This is a genomic window from Pseudarthrobacter sp. SORGH_AS 212 (assembly GCF_030818145.1).
GTDB lineage: Bacteria > Actinomycetota > Actinomycetes > Actinomycetales > Micrococcaceae > Arthrobacter.
On record NZ_JAUTAA010000001.1, the window covers coordinates 2,504,872 to 2,519,608 of the forward strand.

Sequence of the window (14,737 nt, forward strand, 5' to 3'; positions counted from 1 at the left end):
CCACCCCGCCACCAAGAACCCAAGCAAAGGACTTTCCATGTGCGGAATCGCCGCGCTGCAGCTGCGCAATCCCTCGCTGCACCCCCAGATGGGCAGCCTCCTGTCCTCGATGCTCTGCCAGATCGTGGACCGCGGCCCGGACTCGGCAGGCCTCGCCGTCTATAACACGCCGGGCCTGGTCTCCCCGGGCACCTCCACGCTGAGCCTGCTCGGCGCGGATCAGGGGATCCCGACGGCGGCACTCACCGCAGGCGTCTCGGCCCTCCTCGCCGGAGTGCTTCCAGCTGACGCGCAGGCCGCCGTGAAGGTGGTGGGCGACACCACCCTGGTGAGCGCCGCCGTCGGGACCGACCTGCTGGTGAAGGCCGTCACCGAAACCGTGCCCGGCGCCACCATCATTGGCCGCGGCGAGCATGTGGCGGTCATGAAAAGCGTGGGCCACCCCATGGAAGTCGCCGCTGACCACGGTCTGGAGGCGATGGCCGGAAGCCAGGGCCTGTCCCACACCCGGATGGCCACCGAATCGGCCGTCACCGCGGGCGGCTCGCACCCGTTCTCTGTGGCCGACGACCTCTGCCTGGTCCACAACGGCTCCTTCTCCAATCACGCCACCGTCCGGCGGGGCCTCTTGCGTGAAGGCGTGGTGTTCGACTCCGAGAACGACACCGAGGTGGGCGCCCGCTACGTCGCCTCCCGGCTGAAACAGGGCGACACCCTCGAGGAAGCATTGGTGAACCTGGGCAAGGTCCTGGACGGCTTCTACACCCTGGTGGTCACCACCGCGGACAGCATGGCAGTGGTCCGCGACCCCATCGCCTGCAAGCCCGCCATCATCGCCGAAACGGACGACTACGTGGCCATGGCCTCCGAATACCGCGCCCTGGCCGCCCTGCCCGGCATCGACAACGCCCGCATCTTTGAACCGGAACCCGGAAAGGTCTACACATGGTCACTCTGACAGCCCCCGAAACCGCTGCGCCTGAAGCAGCTGCACCAGCGGAGTCCGACGGCGGGGCCGCACCCACCGTGGTGGACCTCGCCGATGCGCCCGTCCGCAGCCTGAACCAGGCCCTGCATGACGCCGTTGACGGCCAGTCCTGGACCATCACCAGCCCGGGCGGCAAGCACAGCCTCGCTGTCGGCATCAGTGCCCGCGTGGCCGTGACCATCGAAGGCCATGCGGGCTATTACGCAGCCGGGATGCACCAAAAGGGTGACGTGACCATCAACGGCAATGCCGGCGTGGGGCTGGCCGAGAACATCATGTCCGGCCGCGTCCACGTGACCGGTGATGCCTCCCAGTCCGCCGCCGCCACCGGCCACGGCGGCCTGGTGGTCATCGACGGCAACGCCGGGGCACGCTGCGGCATCTCGATGAAGGGCGTGGACATCGTGGTGGGCGGCAACATCGGCCACATGTCCGCATTCATGGCGCAGGCCGGCCGCCTCGTGGTGTGCGGTGACGCCGGGGACGCCCTGGGCGACTCGATCTACGAGGCCCGGATCTACGTCAAGGGAACCGTGGCCTCACTCGGCGCAGACTGCATCGAAAAGCCGCTCCGCGAAGAGCACCTCGCAGAGCTCGCCGAACTCCTCGAAGCCGCCGGCCGCACCGACAACCCCGCCGACTTCAAGCGCTACGGCTCCGCCCGGAACCTCTACCACTTCCACGTCGACAATTCGTCCGCCTACTAGGAGGCCCCCGTGACCATCACCTCCCTCCCCGCACCCGCCCAGGCACCTGCTGCAGCTCCCGCCCAGAACCTGGCTGCTTCTGACATCGCTGCACTCGGTCTCCGCGAGTCCGCCACCTTCGACCGCGCCACCATCGCCGACATCCAGCGCGCCGCCGCCACCGGCGTCTATGACATCCGTGGCTGGGGCGCCAAGCGCAAGGTCCCGCACTTCGACGATCTGCTCTTCCTCGGCGCCTCGATGTCCCGCTACCCGCTGGAGGGCTACCGCGAGAAGTGCGATACCGACGTCGTCCTTGGCGACCGGCATGCCAGCCGCCCGCTGCACCTTCAGACCCCGGTGACCATCGCCGGCATGAGCTTCGGCGCCCTGTCCGCCAACGCCAAGGAAGCGCTGGGCCGCGGCGCCAGCGAGGTGGGCACCTCCACCACCACGGGCGACGGCGGCATGACGCCTGAGGAGCGCGGCCAGTCCAAGCACCTGGTGTACCAGTACCTGCCGTCCCGCTATGGCATGAACCCGGACGATCTCCGCAAGGCCGACGCCATTGAGATCGTGCTGGGACAGGGCGCCAAGCCCGGCGGCGGCGGCATGCTCCTGGGCCAGAAAATCACCGAACGCGTGGCCGGAATGCGCACCCTGCCGGTCGGTATCGACCAGCGTTCCGCCAGCCGCCACCCGGACTGGACCGGCCCGGACGACCTCGAAATCAAGATCGGCGAACTGCGCGAAATCACCGACTGGAAAACCCCCATTTACGTCAAGATCGGCGCGTCCCGGCCGTACTACGACACCGCGCTCGCCGTGAAGTCCGGCGCCGATGTGGTGGTGGTGGACGGCATGCAGGGCGGGACGGCCGCGACGCAGCAGGTGTTCATCGAGAACGTGGGCATCCCCACCCTCGCCGCCATCCCGCAGGCAGTCCAGGCGCTCCAGGAACTCGGAGTGCACCGCAAGGTCCAGCTGATTGTCTCCGGCGGCATACGCACCGGCGCCGACGTCGCCAAGGCCATGGCCCTGGGCGCAGACGCCGTGGCCATCGGCACCGCCGCGCTGATCGCACTCGGCGACAACGACCCCCGCTACGCCGCCGAATACGGTGACCTGGGCTCCGCGGCCGGGTTCTACGACGACTTCCAGGACGGCCGGGACCCCGCCGGCATCACCACCCAGGATCCGGAACTCGCCTCGCGGCTGGACCCGGTGGCCGCTGGCCGGCGCCTGGCCAACTACCTGCGCGTCCTCACCATGGAAGCCCAGACCATCGCCCGCGCCTGCGGCAAGTCCCACCTGCACAACCTCGAACCCGAGGACCTGGTGGCCCTGACCATCGAAGCATCGGCCATGGCCCGCGTGCCGCTGGCCGGCACCAGTTGGATCCCCGGCGTGCAGGGAAGCTTCTGATGTCAGGCGGCGTCCCTGGCGGGACATCCGGCGAGGCCACCGGCTTATCCGGCGGCCGCTCAGGTCCGTCAGATTACGTGGTGGTGGGCGCCGGCCTGGCCGGTGCCGCCACCGCCTGGCAGCTGTCCGCGCGCGGGCACCAGGTCACGCTGCTGGAGCGCGACGTCCCGGCCGCACACGACGCCAGCTCCCACGGCTCCGCCAGGATCTTCCGCTACGCCTACCCGGACCCGTTCTACACACAGGCCGTGCTGGACTCGAAAGCACTCTGGGACGGGCTGGCCGCCGAAGCGGGAACCGAACTGATCACACCCTTTGGCGCTGTGGACTACGGCCCCACCCGGCAGCCCGCCCTGCTGGCCAGCGTCCTGGCCGGGGCCGGGATCGACCATGAGCTGCTCTCCGCCGCGGAGGCCCGCCGCCGATGGCCGCAGATCGCGTTCGATACCGAGGTCCTCTGGCACCCAGGGGCAGGGGTCATCGACGCCGAAACCTCCGTGAACGCAATGGTGGCGCTCGCGGTCCGGAACGGGGCGGAGGTGCGGACCGGCTGGACCCAGGAGCGGGTGGAACGCCTGGGCAGCGGTACCGGCGCCGGTTACCGGCTGCACTCCGCCGCAGGGGAAACACTCGACGCCGGTCACGTGGTCATCAGCGCCGGCGGCTGGCTGCCACGGCTGCTGGAGTCGTTGCCGCTGCCGGCCGGGTTCCTCGCCGGCCTGCCGGAATTCACCGTCCGCCAGGAGCAGGCCTTCCACTTCAGGTACCGGGAGGACCCTGGCTATTCCGGAGCCACCTGGCCCACCTTCATCCACAAGGCCGCCGACATCCAGGCCTACGGGCTCCCTGGCGGCCGCGACGCCGGATTCGCCGGCCAAAAGGTGGCCGAGTACAACGGCGGTCCGCTGATCCCGTCGGCCGCGGACCAGACCGGCCACGTGGACCCTGCCAACCGCGCCCGCGTGGTGGACTACGTCCGCCGTTACCTGCCCGGCCTGGACCCCGAACCCTACGCCGAAACCACCTGCCTCTTCACGAATACGCCCACCGAGGACTTCCTCATCGCCCGGGCGGACAACCTCACCGTCGTCTCGCCCTGCTCCGGGCACGGCGCCAAATTCGCCCCGCTGATCGGACAGTGGGCAGCGGACCTGGCCACCGGCGCAGCGGCGGTCCCGGAACGGTTCCGCGGCGCCACCTTGCCAGCACTCACCACGTAGAACGGATCCCCGTGAGCCTTCCCCAGACAGCACCCGCGCCGCTCGCCGTACCCGCAGGAACCACCGGCGCACCCACCGTAGCCGGCCTCCTTAGGGAGATCTCCGGCGTCGGGCGTGACAGGACGCGCGGCGGCTACTCCCGCCCGGTGTTTTCCACCGCCGAAACGGACCTGCGGAGCTGGTTCATCGAGCAGGCAACCCGGCGCGGGCTGGACGTCCACACCGATGCCAACGGAATCATCTGGGCTTGGTGGGACACGGCGACGGGCGTACGGAAGGACGCGGTGGCCACCGGCAGCCACCTCGATTCCGTCCCCGGCGGCGGCGAGTATGACGGTCCGCTGGGGGTCGCCTCGGCGCTGGTCGCCGTCGACCTCCTCCAAGCCCGCAATTTCCGCCCCCGCCGCCCCCTGGCGATCGCGGTGTTTCCTGAGGAGGAAGGCTCGCGGTTCGGTATCGCCTGCCTTGGCTCGCGGCTCCTGACCGGCGAACTCGATCCCAACAAGGCCCGCAACCTCCGCGACCCGGACGGAAACACCTATGCCGACGTCGCAGCTGCCAACGGACAGGACCCGCGGTTCATCGGCGCCGACTACAAGGCGCTGCAGCAGCTGGGCCTGTTCGTTGAGCTGCACGTGGAACAGGGGAGGGGCCTGATCGACCTGGACCAGCCGGTGGCGGTTGGCTCGTCCATCCTGGGACACGGCCGCTGGAAACTGGCCATCTCCGGCGAGGGGAACCACGCCGGCACCACACTCATGAAGGACCGCAGGGACCCCATGATCGCGGCCGCCAAGGTGGTGGTAGGCATCCGCGACACCTCCCGCAAGTACCGCGACGCCCGCGCCACGGTGGGCCGGCTGCAGCCCGTCCCCGGCGGCACCAACGTCATCGCGTCCCGCGTGGACCTCTGGATCGACGTCCGGCACCCGGAGGATTCGGTCACCGCCGCGCTGGTGGAGGCCATCGGGTTGAACGCCCAGGTCCTCGCCGCCGGGGAAGGCTGCTCCGCTGCGCTCACCATGGAGTCGCTGAGCCCCACGGTGCAATTCGACGGCGGCCTCCGGGACCGGCTGCAGCAGCTCCTGCCTGCCGCGCCGGTGCTGGCCACCGGCGCAGGGCACGACGCCGGGGTGCTGGCGGCGCACCTGCCAACGGCCATGCTCTTCGTCCGCAACCCCACCGGCATCTCGCATTCGCCCGACGAACTGGTGGAGGACCGGGACGCCGAAGCCGGCGCCGCTGCCCTGGCGGACTCCCTTGCCGGGCTCCTGGGCGGGGCCCGCGTCCTTGGCTAGCGCCGGCGTCGTACTCCGGAGCCCGCGTGGCCCGCCTAAGATGGCAACCATGACCGAACAGGCCGGGGACCGCGCAGAAGACCAGCCGGCCGGTGACGTGGCCGGCAAGCTCGAGCGGGTCATCGCCGCGCAGGTCCGGCACTACCGCACCGCGCAGGGCCTGTCCTCCGCTGAACTGGCCGCCCGGACCGGGCTGTCCAAGGCCATGATCTCGCGGGTGGAAACCGCCACCACCTCCTGTTCCCTCACCACCCTGCAGCGGCTCGCCGACGGGCTGAAAGTCCCCGTCACCGCGCTGTTCCGCGGTGCCGACACCGACCGGGATGCCACCTTCACCAGGAGCGGCCAGGGCAGCCTGACGGTCCGCAGCGGAACCCAGCACGGCCACGAATACCGTGTGCTGGGAACGCTCAAGGGCCGCACCGACGCCCTGGAACCAACCCTGGTGACCCTCACGGACGCCAGCGACGTGTTTCCGCTGTTCCAGCACCCGGGCACCGAGTTCATCTACATGCTTTCGGGCCGGATGGTCTACGGCCACGGCTCCTACGAATACGCGATGGAAGCCGGCGACTCCCTGCTGCTGGACGGTGAAGGACCCCACGGGCCGCTGGAGCTGCTGGACCTCCCCATCAGCTTCCTGGCCATCTCCGCCAGATAGCTTCCGCTGCTGTGCAGGAAACCCGCAATACCGGGCATTTTGGCCTGCCCTGTTACTCCTGAAACTCGCGCGTGGATGACTGAAACCAGCATTTAACACGCCTGAAACCCAGCCCGAAATGCCCGCCTTACAGTTGGATCACGACGGCAAACTGCCGCCCTCCGCTGAAGATGGCACAGACCCCGCGTCCCTTCCGCCGGAGCGGTTCTGACGGCAAAATTTCCGTTCTCTTCGTCGCATCACGAAAGGGGTTTCCCATGGATTCGGGAAATGTCGCTTGGATATTGGCCAGCTCGGCACTGGTCTGCATGATGATTCCCGCCCTCGCACTCTTTTACGGGGGCATGGTGGGCTCGCGCCGCATTCTCAACATGATGATGATGTGCTTTGGCGGCGCCAGCCTGGTGGCCGTCCTCTGGGCACTCTTCGGGTACTCAATGGCCTTCGGAAACTCCGTGGGCGGGCTGGGGCTGATCGGTGATGTCACCGAGTTCCCCGGCATGGGACAGCTGATGGCCGAGGATAAGGAGGCGTCCATCCCGGTCATCCTGTTCGCCGCGTTCCAGCTGTTCTTCGCCTGCGTCACCACTGCGCTGGTTGCCGGTGCCGCCGCGGGCCGCATGAAGTTCGGCGCCTGGATGGTGTTCGCCGGCATCTGGGCCACCATCGTCTACTTCCCGATTGCGCACTGGGTGTTCGCGTTCAATTCCGCGGACGGCAGCACGGTGGGCGGCTGGATCGCCAACGGCATCAAGGCCATCGACTTCGCCGGCGGCACCGCGGTGCACATGAACGCCGGCGCAGCTGCCCTGGCCCTGGCCCTTGTCCTCGGCAAGAGCTCCGGCTGGCCCAAGGTGGAACACGCCAAGCCGCACAGCCGGCCGCTGGTCCTGGTGGGCGCGGGCCTGCTGTGGGTGGGCTGGTTCGGCTTCAACGCAGGCTCGGCCCTTTCCGCCGGACACTCGGCGTCGGTGGTCTTCCTGAACACGGCCGTGGCCGCGTCCGCCGGCCTGCTGGCCTGGGCCCTTGTTGAGCGGTTCCGACATGGCTCCGCCACCAGCATGGGCGCAGCGTCCGGCCTGATCTCGGCGCTCGTTGCCATTACCCCCGCCTGTGGCTCGGTCAGCCCGCTCGGTGCCGTGGCCATCGGTGCGATTGCAGGCGCTGTCTGCTCGCTGGCCATCGAACTGAAGTTCCGGCTGGGCTTCGACGACTCGCTCGACGTCGTCGGCGTCCACCTGGTGGGCGGCATCCTGGGTACCCTGCTGATCGGCCTCTTCGCCACCGACGCCGCCCCCAACGGGGTCAGCGGCCTCTTCTACGGCGGCGGGTTCGAACTCCTCGGAGTCCAGGCCCTCGCCACCGTCACGGTGCTGGCCTACTCGTTCGGCATCACCTGGCTCCTGGCCAAGATCCTGGACAAGACGATGGGCGGCCTCCGCATCAAGCCCGAGGACGAACTGCGCGGCATCGACCTCGCAGCCCACTCCGAGCTGGCCTACCTGACGGACGAGGACCCGGTGGACCTGGGCTCGCCGCAGCGGGTCTAACCCCGGCCCGTCACCTACCGGAAAGCAAAGCTGCCGGGCCCGCCTGCTGGGGGCGGTGCCCGGTTCATGCGCGTCACGCTGTGGCGCGCATTCCCGTGCAAGGCCTAGTGTTCGGTGCACACCAGGACGCCGTCACGGACTTCCAGCACCGCGGCGCGGACGTGGCTCAGGCGGGTGCGCGGGTCCGGCGCCATGGTGCCAATGTCCTCGCCGCCCCAGTGCGGGTGCGTAAAGTAGACCAGCAGCGCCTGCTGCGCGCCGCCGTCGTACGTTCCTGCTGCAGGCGGAACGGGTAGCGGCACCACGTCCGCATGGCGTCCGACGACGGGCCGCCCGTCCACGGTTTCCGGCGCCGTGAGGATCAGCCCGCCAAGGTGTTCCTGCCGGATCCAGGCGCCGGCGGCATCTTCGGAACGGTAGACGGCCTGGCCGCGCCATTCGTCCACGATCATCCAGTAGCTGCCGCCCAGCCGGAAGACCTTCGGCCCCTCATGCGGGCGCCCGGGGATTGCCACGCCTTCAAGGACCCACGACGCCGGGTCTTCCGGGGTGTCGCTGAACGCGCTGCAGGTGTTCGAACCGCGGGTCTCGTCCTTGTACCAGAGCCGGTAGCGGCCGTCCCCGCACCGGCCCACGGCGGCGTCGATGACCCTGGGGGAGTCGAGGTCGATGGGGCCGAGGTACTCCCAGTGGTTGAGGTCCCGGCTGGCGAACTGGACGATTTCGGCTTTCCCCGTCCAGTCCGTGCGCCGTCCGCCGAGTACGGAAAGGTACATGATCCACAGGTCCCCGATGCGGACGACGTCGGGCGCCCAGAGGGTTGCCGGCAGTTCTGTTCCGGGCGGGATGAGCCCCTCCGCGGTGCCCTGATAGCGCCAGGTTTCGCCGCCGTCGGACGATCTCGCAACGCCGATGCCGGTCCCGTGGACCCATTCCACGCCGCTCAGTCCCGGAGCGGTGGCGCGGCGCTGGGTGTAGAACAGCACCCACTCATTGGCCAGGTGGTCGGCCACCAGGACGGGATCGGTGGGGCCGTCCCAAACGGGGTCGCGGTAGGGGACCGTGAAGGCGTCAGGGCTCAGGTGCGGCAGGGCCTGCGGGGCCGGCGCATCAGGGACAAGTTGCTCGGCCTGCTGTGGCTGGGGCACTTTTTCTCCAACGTTGTAGTTTTCGGCTGGATACCAGCATAGATGGCGATTTCGGACGCGTGAATGCGTTGGCGCTGCGCAGGTTCGCTGACGCTGGGCAGATCCGGGCCGCGAAACCGGATCTGCGCATCGAACGGGGTTTACGTGTCGAGAGTGCGCCGGCGCGAGCCTACTCCTTGAACAGCCCCGCCAGGTCCTCGGCTGTGATGGCACCGCCGGACAGGGCATCGCCCTCCATGACGTCGGCGAACAGCTGCGACTTCCGGGTCTTCAGCGCCATGACCTTCTCCTCGATGGTGTCCTTGGCGACGAGCCGGTACACCATCACGTTCCGGGCCTGGCCGATCCTGTGGGTCCGGTCCACGGCCTGGGCCTCCGACGCCGGGTTCCACCACGGATCGAGCAGGAAGACGTAGTCGGCTTCGGTGAGGTTGAGCCCGAATCCGCCGGCCTTCAGCGAGATCAGGAACACCGGTGCGCTGCCGTTCTTGAATTCGCTGACCACGTCGGCACGGTTCCGGGTGCCGCCGTCGAGGTAGCAGTACTCGATCTCCTCCTCGTCCAGCCGCTCCCGGACCTTCCCCAGGAAACCGGTGAACTGGCTGAAGATCAGGGCCCGGTGCCCCTCAGCCACCAGGTCCTCGAGCTGCTCGAACAGCACATCCAGCTTGCTCGACCGGACCGCGGACAAAGCAGGGTCCACCAGCGAGACGTCCAGGCTCAGCTGCCGCAGCAGCGTCAGCGACTGGAAGATGGTGAACCTGTTCTTGTTGACGTCCTCGATCAGCCCCAGGATCTTCTGCCGCTCGCGCTGCAGGTGCGTCTGGTAGACCTTCTGGTGCCGCGGGTTCAGCACCACTTCCAGGATCTGTTCCTGCTTGGGCGGCAGGTCCTTGATCACCTGGTCCTTGGTGCGCCGCATCATCAGTGGGCGGACCCGGCGCCGCAGCTTCTCCAGCTGGCCCTTCTCGCCGTTCTTTTCCACCGGTTTCTGGTAGTACTCCGCGAAGCGCTTGGGGCTGGAGAACAGGCCGGGGGCCACGATGGACGTCAGCGCCCAGAACTCCATCAGGTTGTTCTCCAGCGGGGTACCGGTGATGGCCAGCTTGAACGCCGCCGGCAGCTTCCGGGCGCACTGGTACGCCTTGGACTGGTGGTTCTTCACAAACTGCGCCTCATCCAGCACCAGCCCGGACCACTCGCGCGAGGCATACGACTCGTAATCGATCCGGAACAGCGCGTAGGAGGTAATCACGACGTCGGCCCCGCCCAGGGAATCCGCCACGTCCTGCCCGCTCTTGGCAAAGGTTTCGCCCACGGTGCGGACGGTGAGGCCCGGGGCGAAGCGCGCGGCTTCGAGCGCCCAGTTGCCCACCACGCTGGTGGGTGCCACCACGAGGAAGGGCGCGACGGCGGCAGGCCGGGTGTCCGCAGGCTGCGCACCCGGGGTGCCAGTGCCGCCGTCGGACGAGCCAGCGCCAGCCGCCGCGGCCGAATCCTCCGGAACCGCAGCCCCCGAAACCGAAGCGTCCGAAACCGAATCCGCCGGAACCGAATCTTCCGGAACCGCCCCGGCCGCCTCGACGGCGAGTTCCTTCGCCGCGCACATCAGGGCGAGCGCCTGCACGGTCTTGCCCAGGCCCATGTCGTCCGCGAGAACTCCGCCCAGGCTGTGCTTGTACAGGAAACTGAGCCAGTTGAACCCTTCGAGCTGGTACGGGCGCAGCTCGGCGTTCAGGGAAGCGGGCAACGGCAGCCCGTCCATGCCGCCCTCCAGGAGGCCACCCACCGCGGAGCGCCACGTGGCCGCCTGCTGGTCCACGATCCCCAGCTGCGCCAGCTCATCCCAGAGGCCCGCCTGGAACCGGCTGATCTGCAGCGGCGCATCCTTGTTGTCCTGCAGCGACCGGGCCTCTTCGATGAGGGCGCGCAGCTGGTGCAGTTCCGGCAGGTCCAGGGAGAAGTACGCGCCGCTGGGCAGCAGCATCTTGGTCTGCCCGGACGCCAGGGCGGAGAACACGGCGGCGAAGGACACCGGCTGGCCCTCCAGCGAAATCTGGATGCCCAGGTCGAACCAGTCGCGCTGTTCGGTGGCTTTGGTGGAGATGGACACCACCGGCGCTTCCTCAGCCTCGCGGTAGTCGGCGATATCTCCGGCCGTCTCCACGTCCACGTCCCGTGCTTCGCGCAGCCGCGGCAGCACCTCTTCCGTGAAGGCGAGGGTGTCCAGCCCCTTCAGCTCGGCCGAGGCCGCCAGCCGGGGGGTGCCCCAGCCGCCGGTGGAGGACTCGCCCAGCGCGGCCACAACCTCCCACGGCTGCCCGATGCCTTCCAGGATGCGGGACTCCGCGGTGTCATCCCGGTAGCCCTGGTCGCCCGGGTGCCGCCACAACGGCTGGGCCGTCACATGGTTGCCACTCTTGTAATGCCATTCCCAGTGCAGCCGGACCCGGTGGTCGTTGCCGTAGTTCGCCAGCAGGGACAGCGACGGAACGGCCAGCGTGGGCAGCTCCACCGATTCGTCCCGGGCCGTGACCCGCGCTGTCTGCTTCAGCTTGGGGTAGAAGCCGGTGAGGAACCTGGATTCATCCCTGGCCGGGATGTGCAGCGTGCTGCCGGCCGTGACGAACGCCAGCAGTTCCTCGCTGAGCCCGCCCTCCAGGGGTGCCAGCGTGAGGACGCCGTCCGGATCGGGTACGCCCGGCAACGACGCCTCCCCGGTGGTGAAGAAGATCCCGTGCGCGGGCCGGCCGATGGTCCCGGCGGCCGCCGGATCGATCTCTTCGCCCTCCACAGTGATGGTGGGCGCCAACTCCAGGCCGCCGTCGGACGCGCCGCTGCCCGGGGCGGCGGGCTCGGGCTGTTCCGGTTCCGCGAGCGGAGTGCCGTACCGGCTGAGGGAAAGCGCGACGGCGGCAGGCGCCTCGGCGAGCCGCACGGGTTCAGAGCCGCGCGAGTTGACCAGAACAAGCCCGATCTTCCGGGCGTCGGCCAGCAGGCTCCACAGGTTCTTCCCCGAGTAGGAGTTCAGCCCCAGCCACAGCCCGGAGGCGTTGTGCATCCGGCTGGCCGCCGCCGAGTGGGAAGCCAGGAATTCCTGCAGCCACTCCACGTGTTCCTGGTTCGATTCCCGCCGGAAGTTCAGGTAGTTCAGGGTGTTCCAGGAGACGTCGCCGCGGATCCACTTGCCTTTGGCGCCCATGATCACGGGCCGGGCCTTGAGCTGCCGGACGCTGCGCACCGGGTCCCGCCGGCCGGTGTAGGAGAAGTGCGGGGCGGGTTCTTCAACCTCGAACTGCAGCGCCAGCGGCACCCCGCTGCCGGCAGCTGCCGTTCCAGGCTTGGCAATCAGGGGGTTGAGGGCCTGCTCCCAATCGGACAGGACGGCCCCTCCGGGCTGGTGCGAGACCTGCGTGGACGTTGACGGGGCCAGCAGCTGGACCCTTGTGGCCGGGTTGTCCTCAGCCGCGAACAGCAGGGCGGCAACGTGCTTGCAGTCTTTCCGCACCGGGCAGCTGCACACACCCACCGTGCAGCTCCACCCGCCGCCCTTGCGGACCAGCTTGGCCGTGGTGGAATACGGTGTGTCCGCGCTTCCCCTGACCTTGCCCAGCATGAGCCCGGTGCCGGCGTCGAACGATATCCCGGTGACCCGGCTGCCCATGGCATAGGCAAGCCCGGCCGCGAGCGAGCGGTCGTTGATGGCGGGAGTCTGTATTGCCAGTGCCGCACTCTCGTCCGGTTGGGATGGCATGGTGCGCGCTACTTTCAGCAGCCCACGGAAGGGCCGGGTCCGTCGGGTGGTTATCTGATCCATCTTAGTTCGCCCGGCAGCCCGGCCGTGCCGCGGTCCCCGGCACCGGCCTCCCATGAAAACTTCGCCTGACGTTCATGTCCCCCTCTACGGGGCGGCAGTTTTGCGGACGTAGCGTGAAAAATGTCCGCAGTACCAGCCAGCAGTGAGGGATTCCATGATCACCACCCAGCAGCCCGTCGTCCTGACCAGCAGCAGCATCGAAGCAAGTGATGAGGAAGCCGTGGCGGCCAACGTCAGCGTGGTGGATGCCATGCACACGGCGCTCCTGGCCACTGACGAAATGTCGCCTGTTGCCGTCCGCAGCTACTACGTGGATTTCTACCTCACCCAGGCGCTGGAGGGCGGGTTCGCGCAATACGCCTTCATGTCCGTTGACCGCACCGGGATGGACACCCTCATCCGGGAGGGCATGGCCGGCATGGGCGCCACGGCCCACCTGGACCTGTTCAACCGCGCAGTGGAAGCCTACGGGGACCTGTCCGACGAGGACGCGGAGCACTACCTGGACGGGCCGCTGGATGACGACGACGAGGTGCCGGCCGGGGTCCTCGCCATGGAAGAGCTCGACGGCGAGTTCGAGGAACTGCTCGAACGGGAGAACATCACCGCCCTCAACGCGGCGTGGCTGCGCGGTCAGGCGGACCTGCTGGTCCTCGACGACGAAGAGGTGGGCCCCTACATCCAGCAGCTCGCCGCCCAGATCCCGGACCTGCCGGAGCGCCAGGCCAGGGCGGCCGAGGAAGCCCTGGAGGACGCGCCCGATTTCGAAATCGTCATCCGGGAACTGTGCAGCATTGCCGGCTACGAGCTGGCCAGGATCACCATGGGTGACCCCAACTACGTGCACGACGGCGAAAAGACCCTCGCATGGTACTTCAGTACGGACCACGGCGACTTCCTCATGGTCGAGGAGGACGACGAAGCCTTCATGATCAATCCGGAAACCCAGGAGATCGTGGCGGCCGTGGAGTTCGAAGAGGCAGACGCCGGGCTGGTCGAAGCCTAGGGACGCGTTTTCCGGCCACGCCGAGTGGTCCCCCGGAAACCGGGCTGCCGGAAAAACTTTCACAGCACCCGTAACCTTTCCGGATTGCCCGGCGATGTAGGGGGTGATGGGCCCACCGGCCCCGACCCGCAAGTCGCCAAGGTTTGGAGTGTTTTATGTCTTTGTTCACCGTTCTTGCCACCAGTAAAGTCGCCGCCGGAGTCCTGGCAGCAGGCACCCTGGCCGTAGGTGGAACCGGCGCAGCCGCCGCTTCCGGTGTCCTCCCCACCGAAGCCCAGCAGGCCGCCCACGAACTCTTCGGCGCTCCGGCCCCGAAGCTGGCAGCCAGCGCCGCTTCCGACGCTCTTGAAGGCACCGCCGGCGCCGCAGCCAGCACTGATGCTGAAGACGTCGAGGCTGCCGCTGATTCCACGGCAGTGGCAACCGCCTCCGCGGACGCCACTGCTTCCGCTGACGCCGACGCCAAGGTCAGCGAGGACGGCGTAGCAGCCAAGGGCTCCGCGTCCGCCGCGGCCAACTCCGCCGTGGACGCCGCAGGTGCCGCAGCAATCGGCCTTTGCACCGCCTTCACCCACGGTGGCCTGAACACCGCCTCCGAGGGCTTCTCCTCGCTGAAGCTCGCCGCCGACGGCGAAGCCAACATCGGCAGCTACTGCGCCGACATCGCGGCCGACGCCGATGCCGCAGCGAAGGCCGCGGCCTCCGCCAACGGTTCCGCCGCCGTCGACGCCCACCGCCCGGAACTCCCGGCCGTTCCCACCCTCCCGGCCGTTCCTGCTGTTCCGGCCGTCCCCGGCGTTGACAACGCTCCCAAGGTTCCCGGCTGTGCCCGCAGTTCCCGCCGTCCCGGGCAACACCGTGGACGTTCCTTCGGTTTCCGCCCGCTAGCAGCAGTTGGCTAGGGTGGACTGCGGGAACCGGCCTTTGCCGCCTGCCCC

At 68.6% G+C, this 14,737-nt stretch carries 11 protein-coding genes; 9 read left to right on the forward strand and 2 right to left on the reverse strand.

Annotated elements, in window-relative coordinates; translation table 11 throughout:
- Window positions 1-37 precede the first annotated feature (37 nt).
- The 7 genes from QE394_RS11380 (at window position 38) to QE394_RS11410 (ending at window position 7,828) form a co-directional block, all read left to right on the forward strand.
- The gene (locus QE394_RS11380; RefSeq protein WP_349034537.1) at window positions 38-958 is read left to right on the forward strand and encodes a glutamine amidotransferase; all 921 of its coding nucleotides are present in this window, start codon (window positions 38-40) and stop codon (window positions 956-958) included.
- Complete coding sequence (locus QE394_RS11385; RefSeq protein WP_349034538.1) at window positions 946-1,695, forward strand: protein glxC; 750 nt, start codon at window positions 946-948, stop codon at window positions 1,693-1,695. The genes QE394_RS11380 and QE394_RS11385 overlap by 13 nt, the downstream gene beginning before the upstream one ends.
- Before the next feature lie 9 nt (window positions 1,696-1,704).
- Entirely contained in the window at window positions 1,705-3,099 is a 1,395-nt protein-coding gene (locus QE394_RS11390; protein WP_349034539.1) for an FMN-binding glutamate synthase family protein, read from the forward strand.
- A complete protein-coding gene (locus QE394_RS11395) occupies window positions 3,099-4,319 on the forward strand; it encodes an FAD-dependent oxidoreductase (RefSeq protein ID WP_349034540.1) in 1,221 nt (406 codons plus the stop codon). Before QE394_RS11390 ends, QE394_RS11395 begins: the two co-directional genes overlap by 1 nt.
- Before the next feature lie 11 nt (window positions 4,320-4,330).
- A complete protein-coding gene (locus tag QE394_RS11400; RefSeq protein WP_349034541.1) occupies window positions 4,331-5,617 on the forward strand; it encodes an allantoate amidohydrolase in 1,287 nt (428 codons plus the stop codon).
- Window positions 5,618-5,666: 49 nt separating this feature from the next.
- Complete coding sequence (locus tag QE394_RS11405; protein ID WP_349034542.1) at window positions 5,667-6,278, forward strand: XRE family transcriptional regulator; 612 nt, start codon at window positions 5,667-5,669, stop codon at window positions 6,276-6,278.
- 257 nt (window positions 6,279-6,535) lie between these two features.
- Entirely contained in the window at window positions 6,536-7,828 is a 1,293-nt protein-coding gene (locus QE394_RS11410; protein ID WP_349034543.1) for an ammonium transporter, read from the forward strand.
- Between the two features lie 104 nt (window positions 7,829-7,932).
- Here the strand turns inward: QE394_RS11410 and QE394_RS11415 are convergent, their stop codons facing one another.
- Both QE394_RS11415 and QE394_RS11420 read right to left on the reverse strand, forming a co-directional pair.
- A complete protein-coding gene (locus QE394_RS11415) occupies window positions 7,933-8,976 on the reverse strand; it encodes a glycoside hydrolase (protein WP_349034544.1) in 1,044 nt (347 codons plus the stop codon).
- Window positions 8,977-9,145: 169 nt separating this feature from the next.
- The gene (locus tag QE394_RS11420; RefSeq protein WP_349034545.1) at window positions 9,146-12,730 is read right to left on the reverse strand and encodes a DEAD/DEAH box helicase; all 3,585 of its coding nucleotides are present in this window, start codon (window positions 12,728-12,730) and stop codon (window positions 9,146-9,148) included.
- 217 nt (window positions 12,731-12,947) lie between these two features.
- Between QE394_RS11420 and QE394_RS11425 the strand changes: the two genes are divergently transcribed.
- Window positions 12,948-13,799: a hypothetical protein gene (locus tag QE394_RS11425; RefSeq protein WP_349034546.1), complete on the forward strand. Its 852-nt coding sequence runs from the start codon at window positions 12,948-12,950 to the stop codon at window positions 13,797-13,799.
- Between the two features lie 155 nt (window positions 13,800-13,954).
- The gene (locus QE394_RS11430) at window positions 13,955-14,701 is read left to right on the forward strand and encodes a protein tyrosine phosphatase (RefSeq protein WP_349034547.1); all 747 of its coding nucleotides are present in this window, start codon (window positions 13,955-13,957) and stop codon (window positions 14,699-14,701) included.
- Window positions 14,702-14,737 lie beyond the last annotated feature (36 nt).

Coding starts and splice junctions, on each gene's coding strand:
- QE394_RS11425 (WP_349034546.1), top strand. CDS start 12,948: ATGATCACCACCCAGCAGCCCGTCGTCCTGACCAGCAGCAGCATCGAA.
- QE394_RS11385 (WP_349034538.1), top strand. CDS start 946: ATGGTCACTCTGACAGCCCCCGAAACCGCTGCGCCTGAAGCAGCTGCA.
- QE394_RS11380 (WP_349034537.1), top strand. CDS start 38: ATGTGCGGAATCGCCGCGCTGCAGCTGCGCAATCCCTCGCTGCACCCC.
- QE394_RS11395 (WP_349034540.1), top strand. CDS start 3,099: ATGTCAGGCGGCGTCCCTGGCGGGACATCCGGCGAGGCCACCGGCTTA.
- QE394_RS11405 (WP_349034542.1), top strand. CDS start 5,667: ATGACCGAACAGGCCGGGGACCGCGCAGAAGACCAGCCGGCCGGTGAC.
- QE394_RS11430 (WP_349034547.1), top strand. CDS start 13,955: ATGTCTTTGTTCACCGTTCTTGCCACCAGTAAAGTCGCCGCCGGAGTC.
- QE394_RS11420 (WP_349034545.1), bottom strand. CDS start 12,730: ATGCCATCCCAACCGGACGAGAGTGCGGCACTGGCAATACAGACTCCC.
- QE394_RS11410 (WP_349034543.1), top strand. CDS start 6,536: ATGGATTCGGGAAATGTCGCTTGGATATTGGCCAGCTCGGCACTGGTC.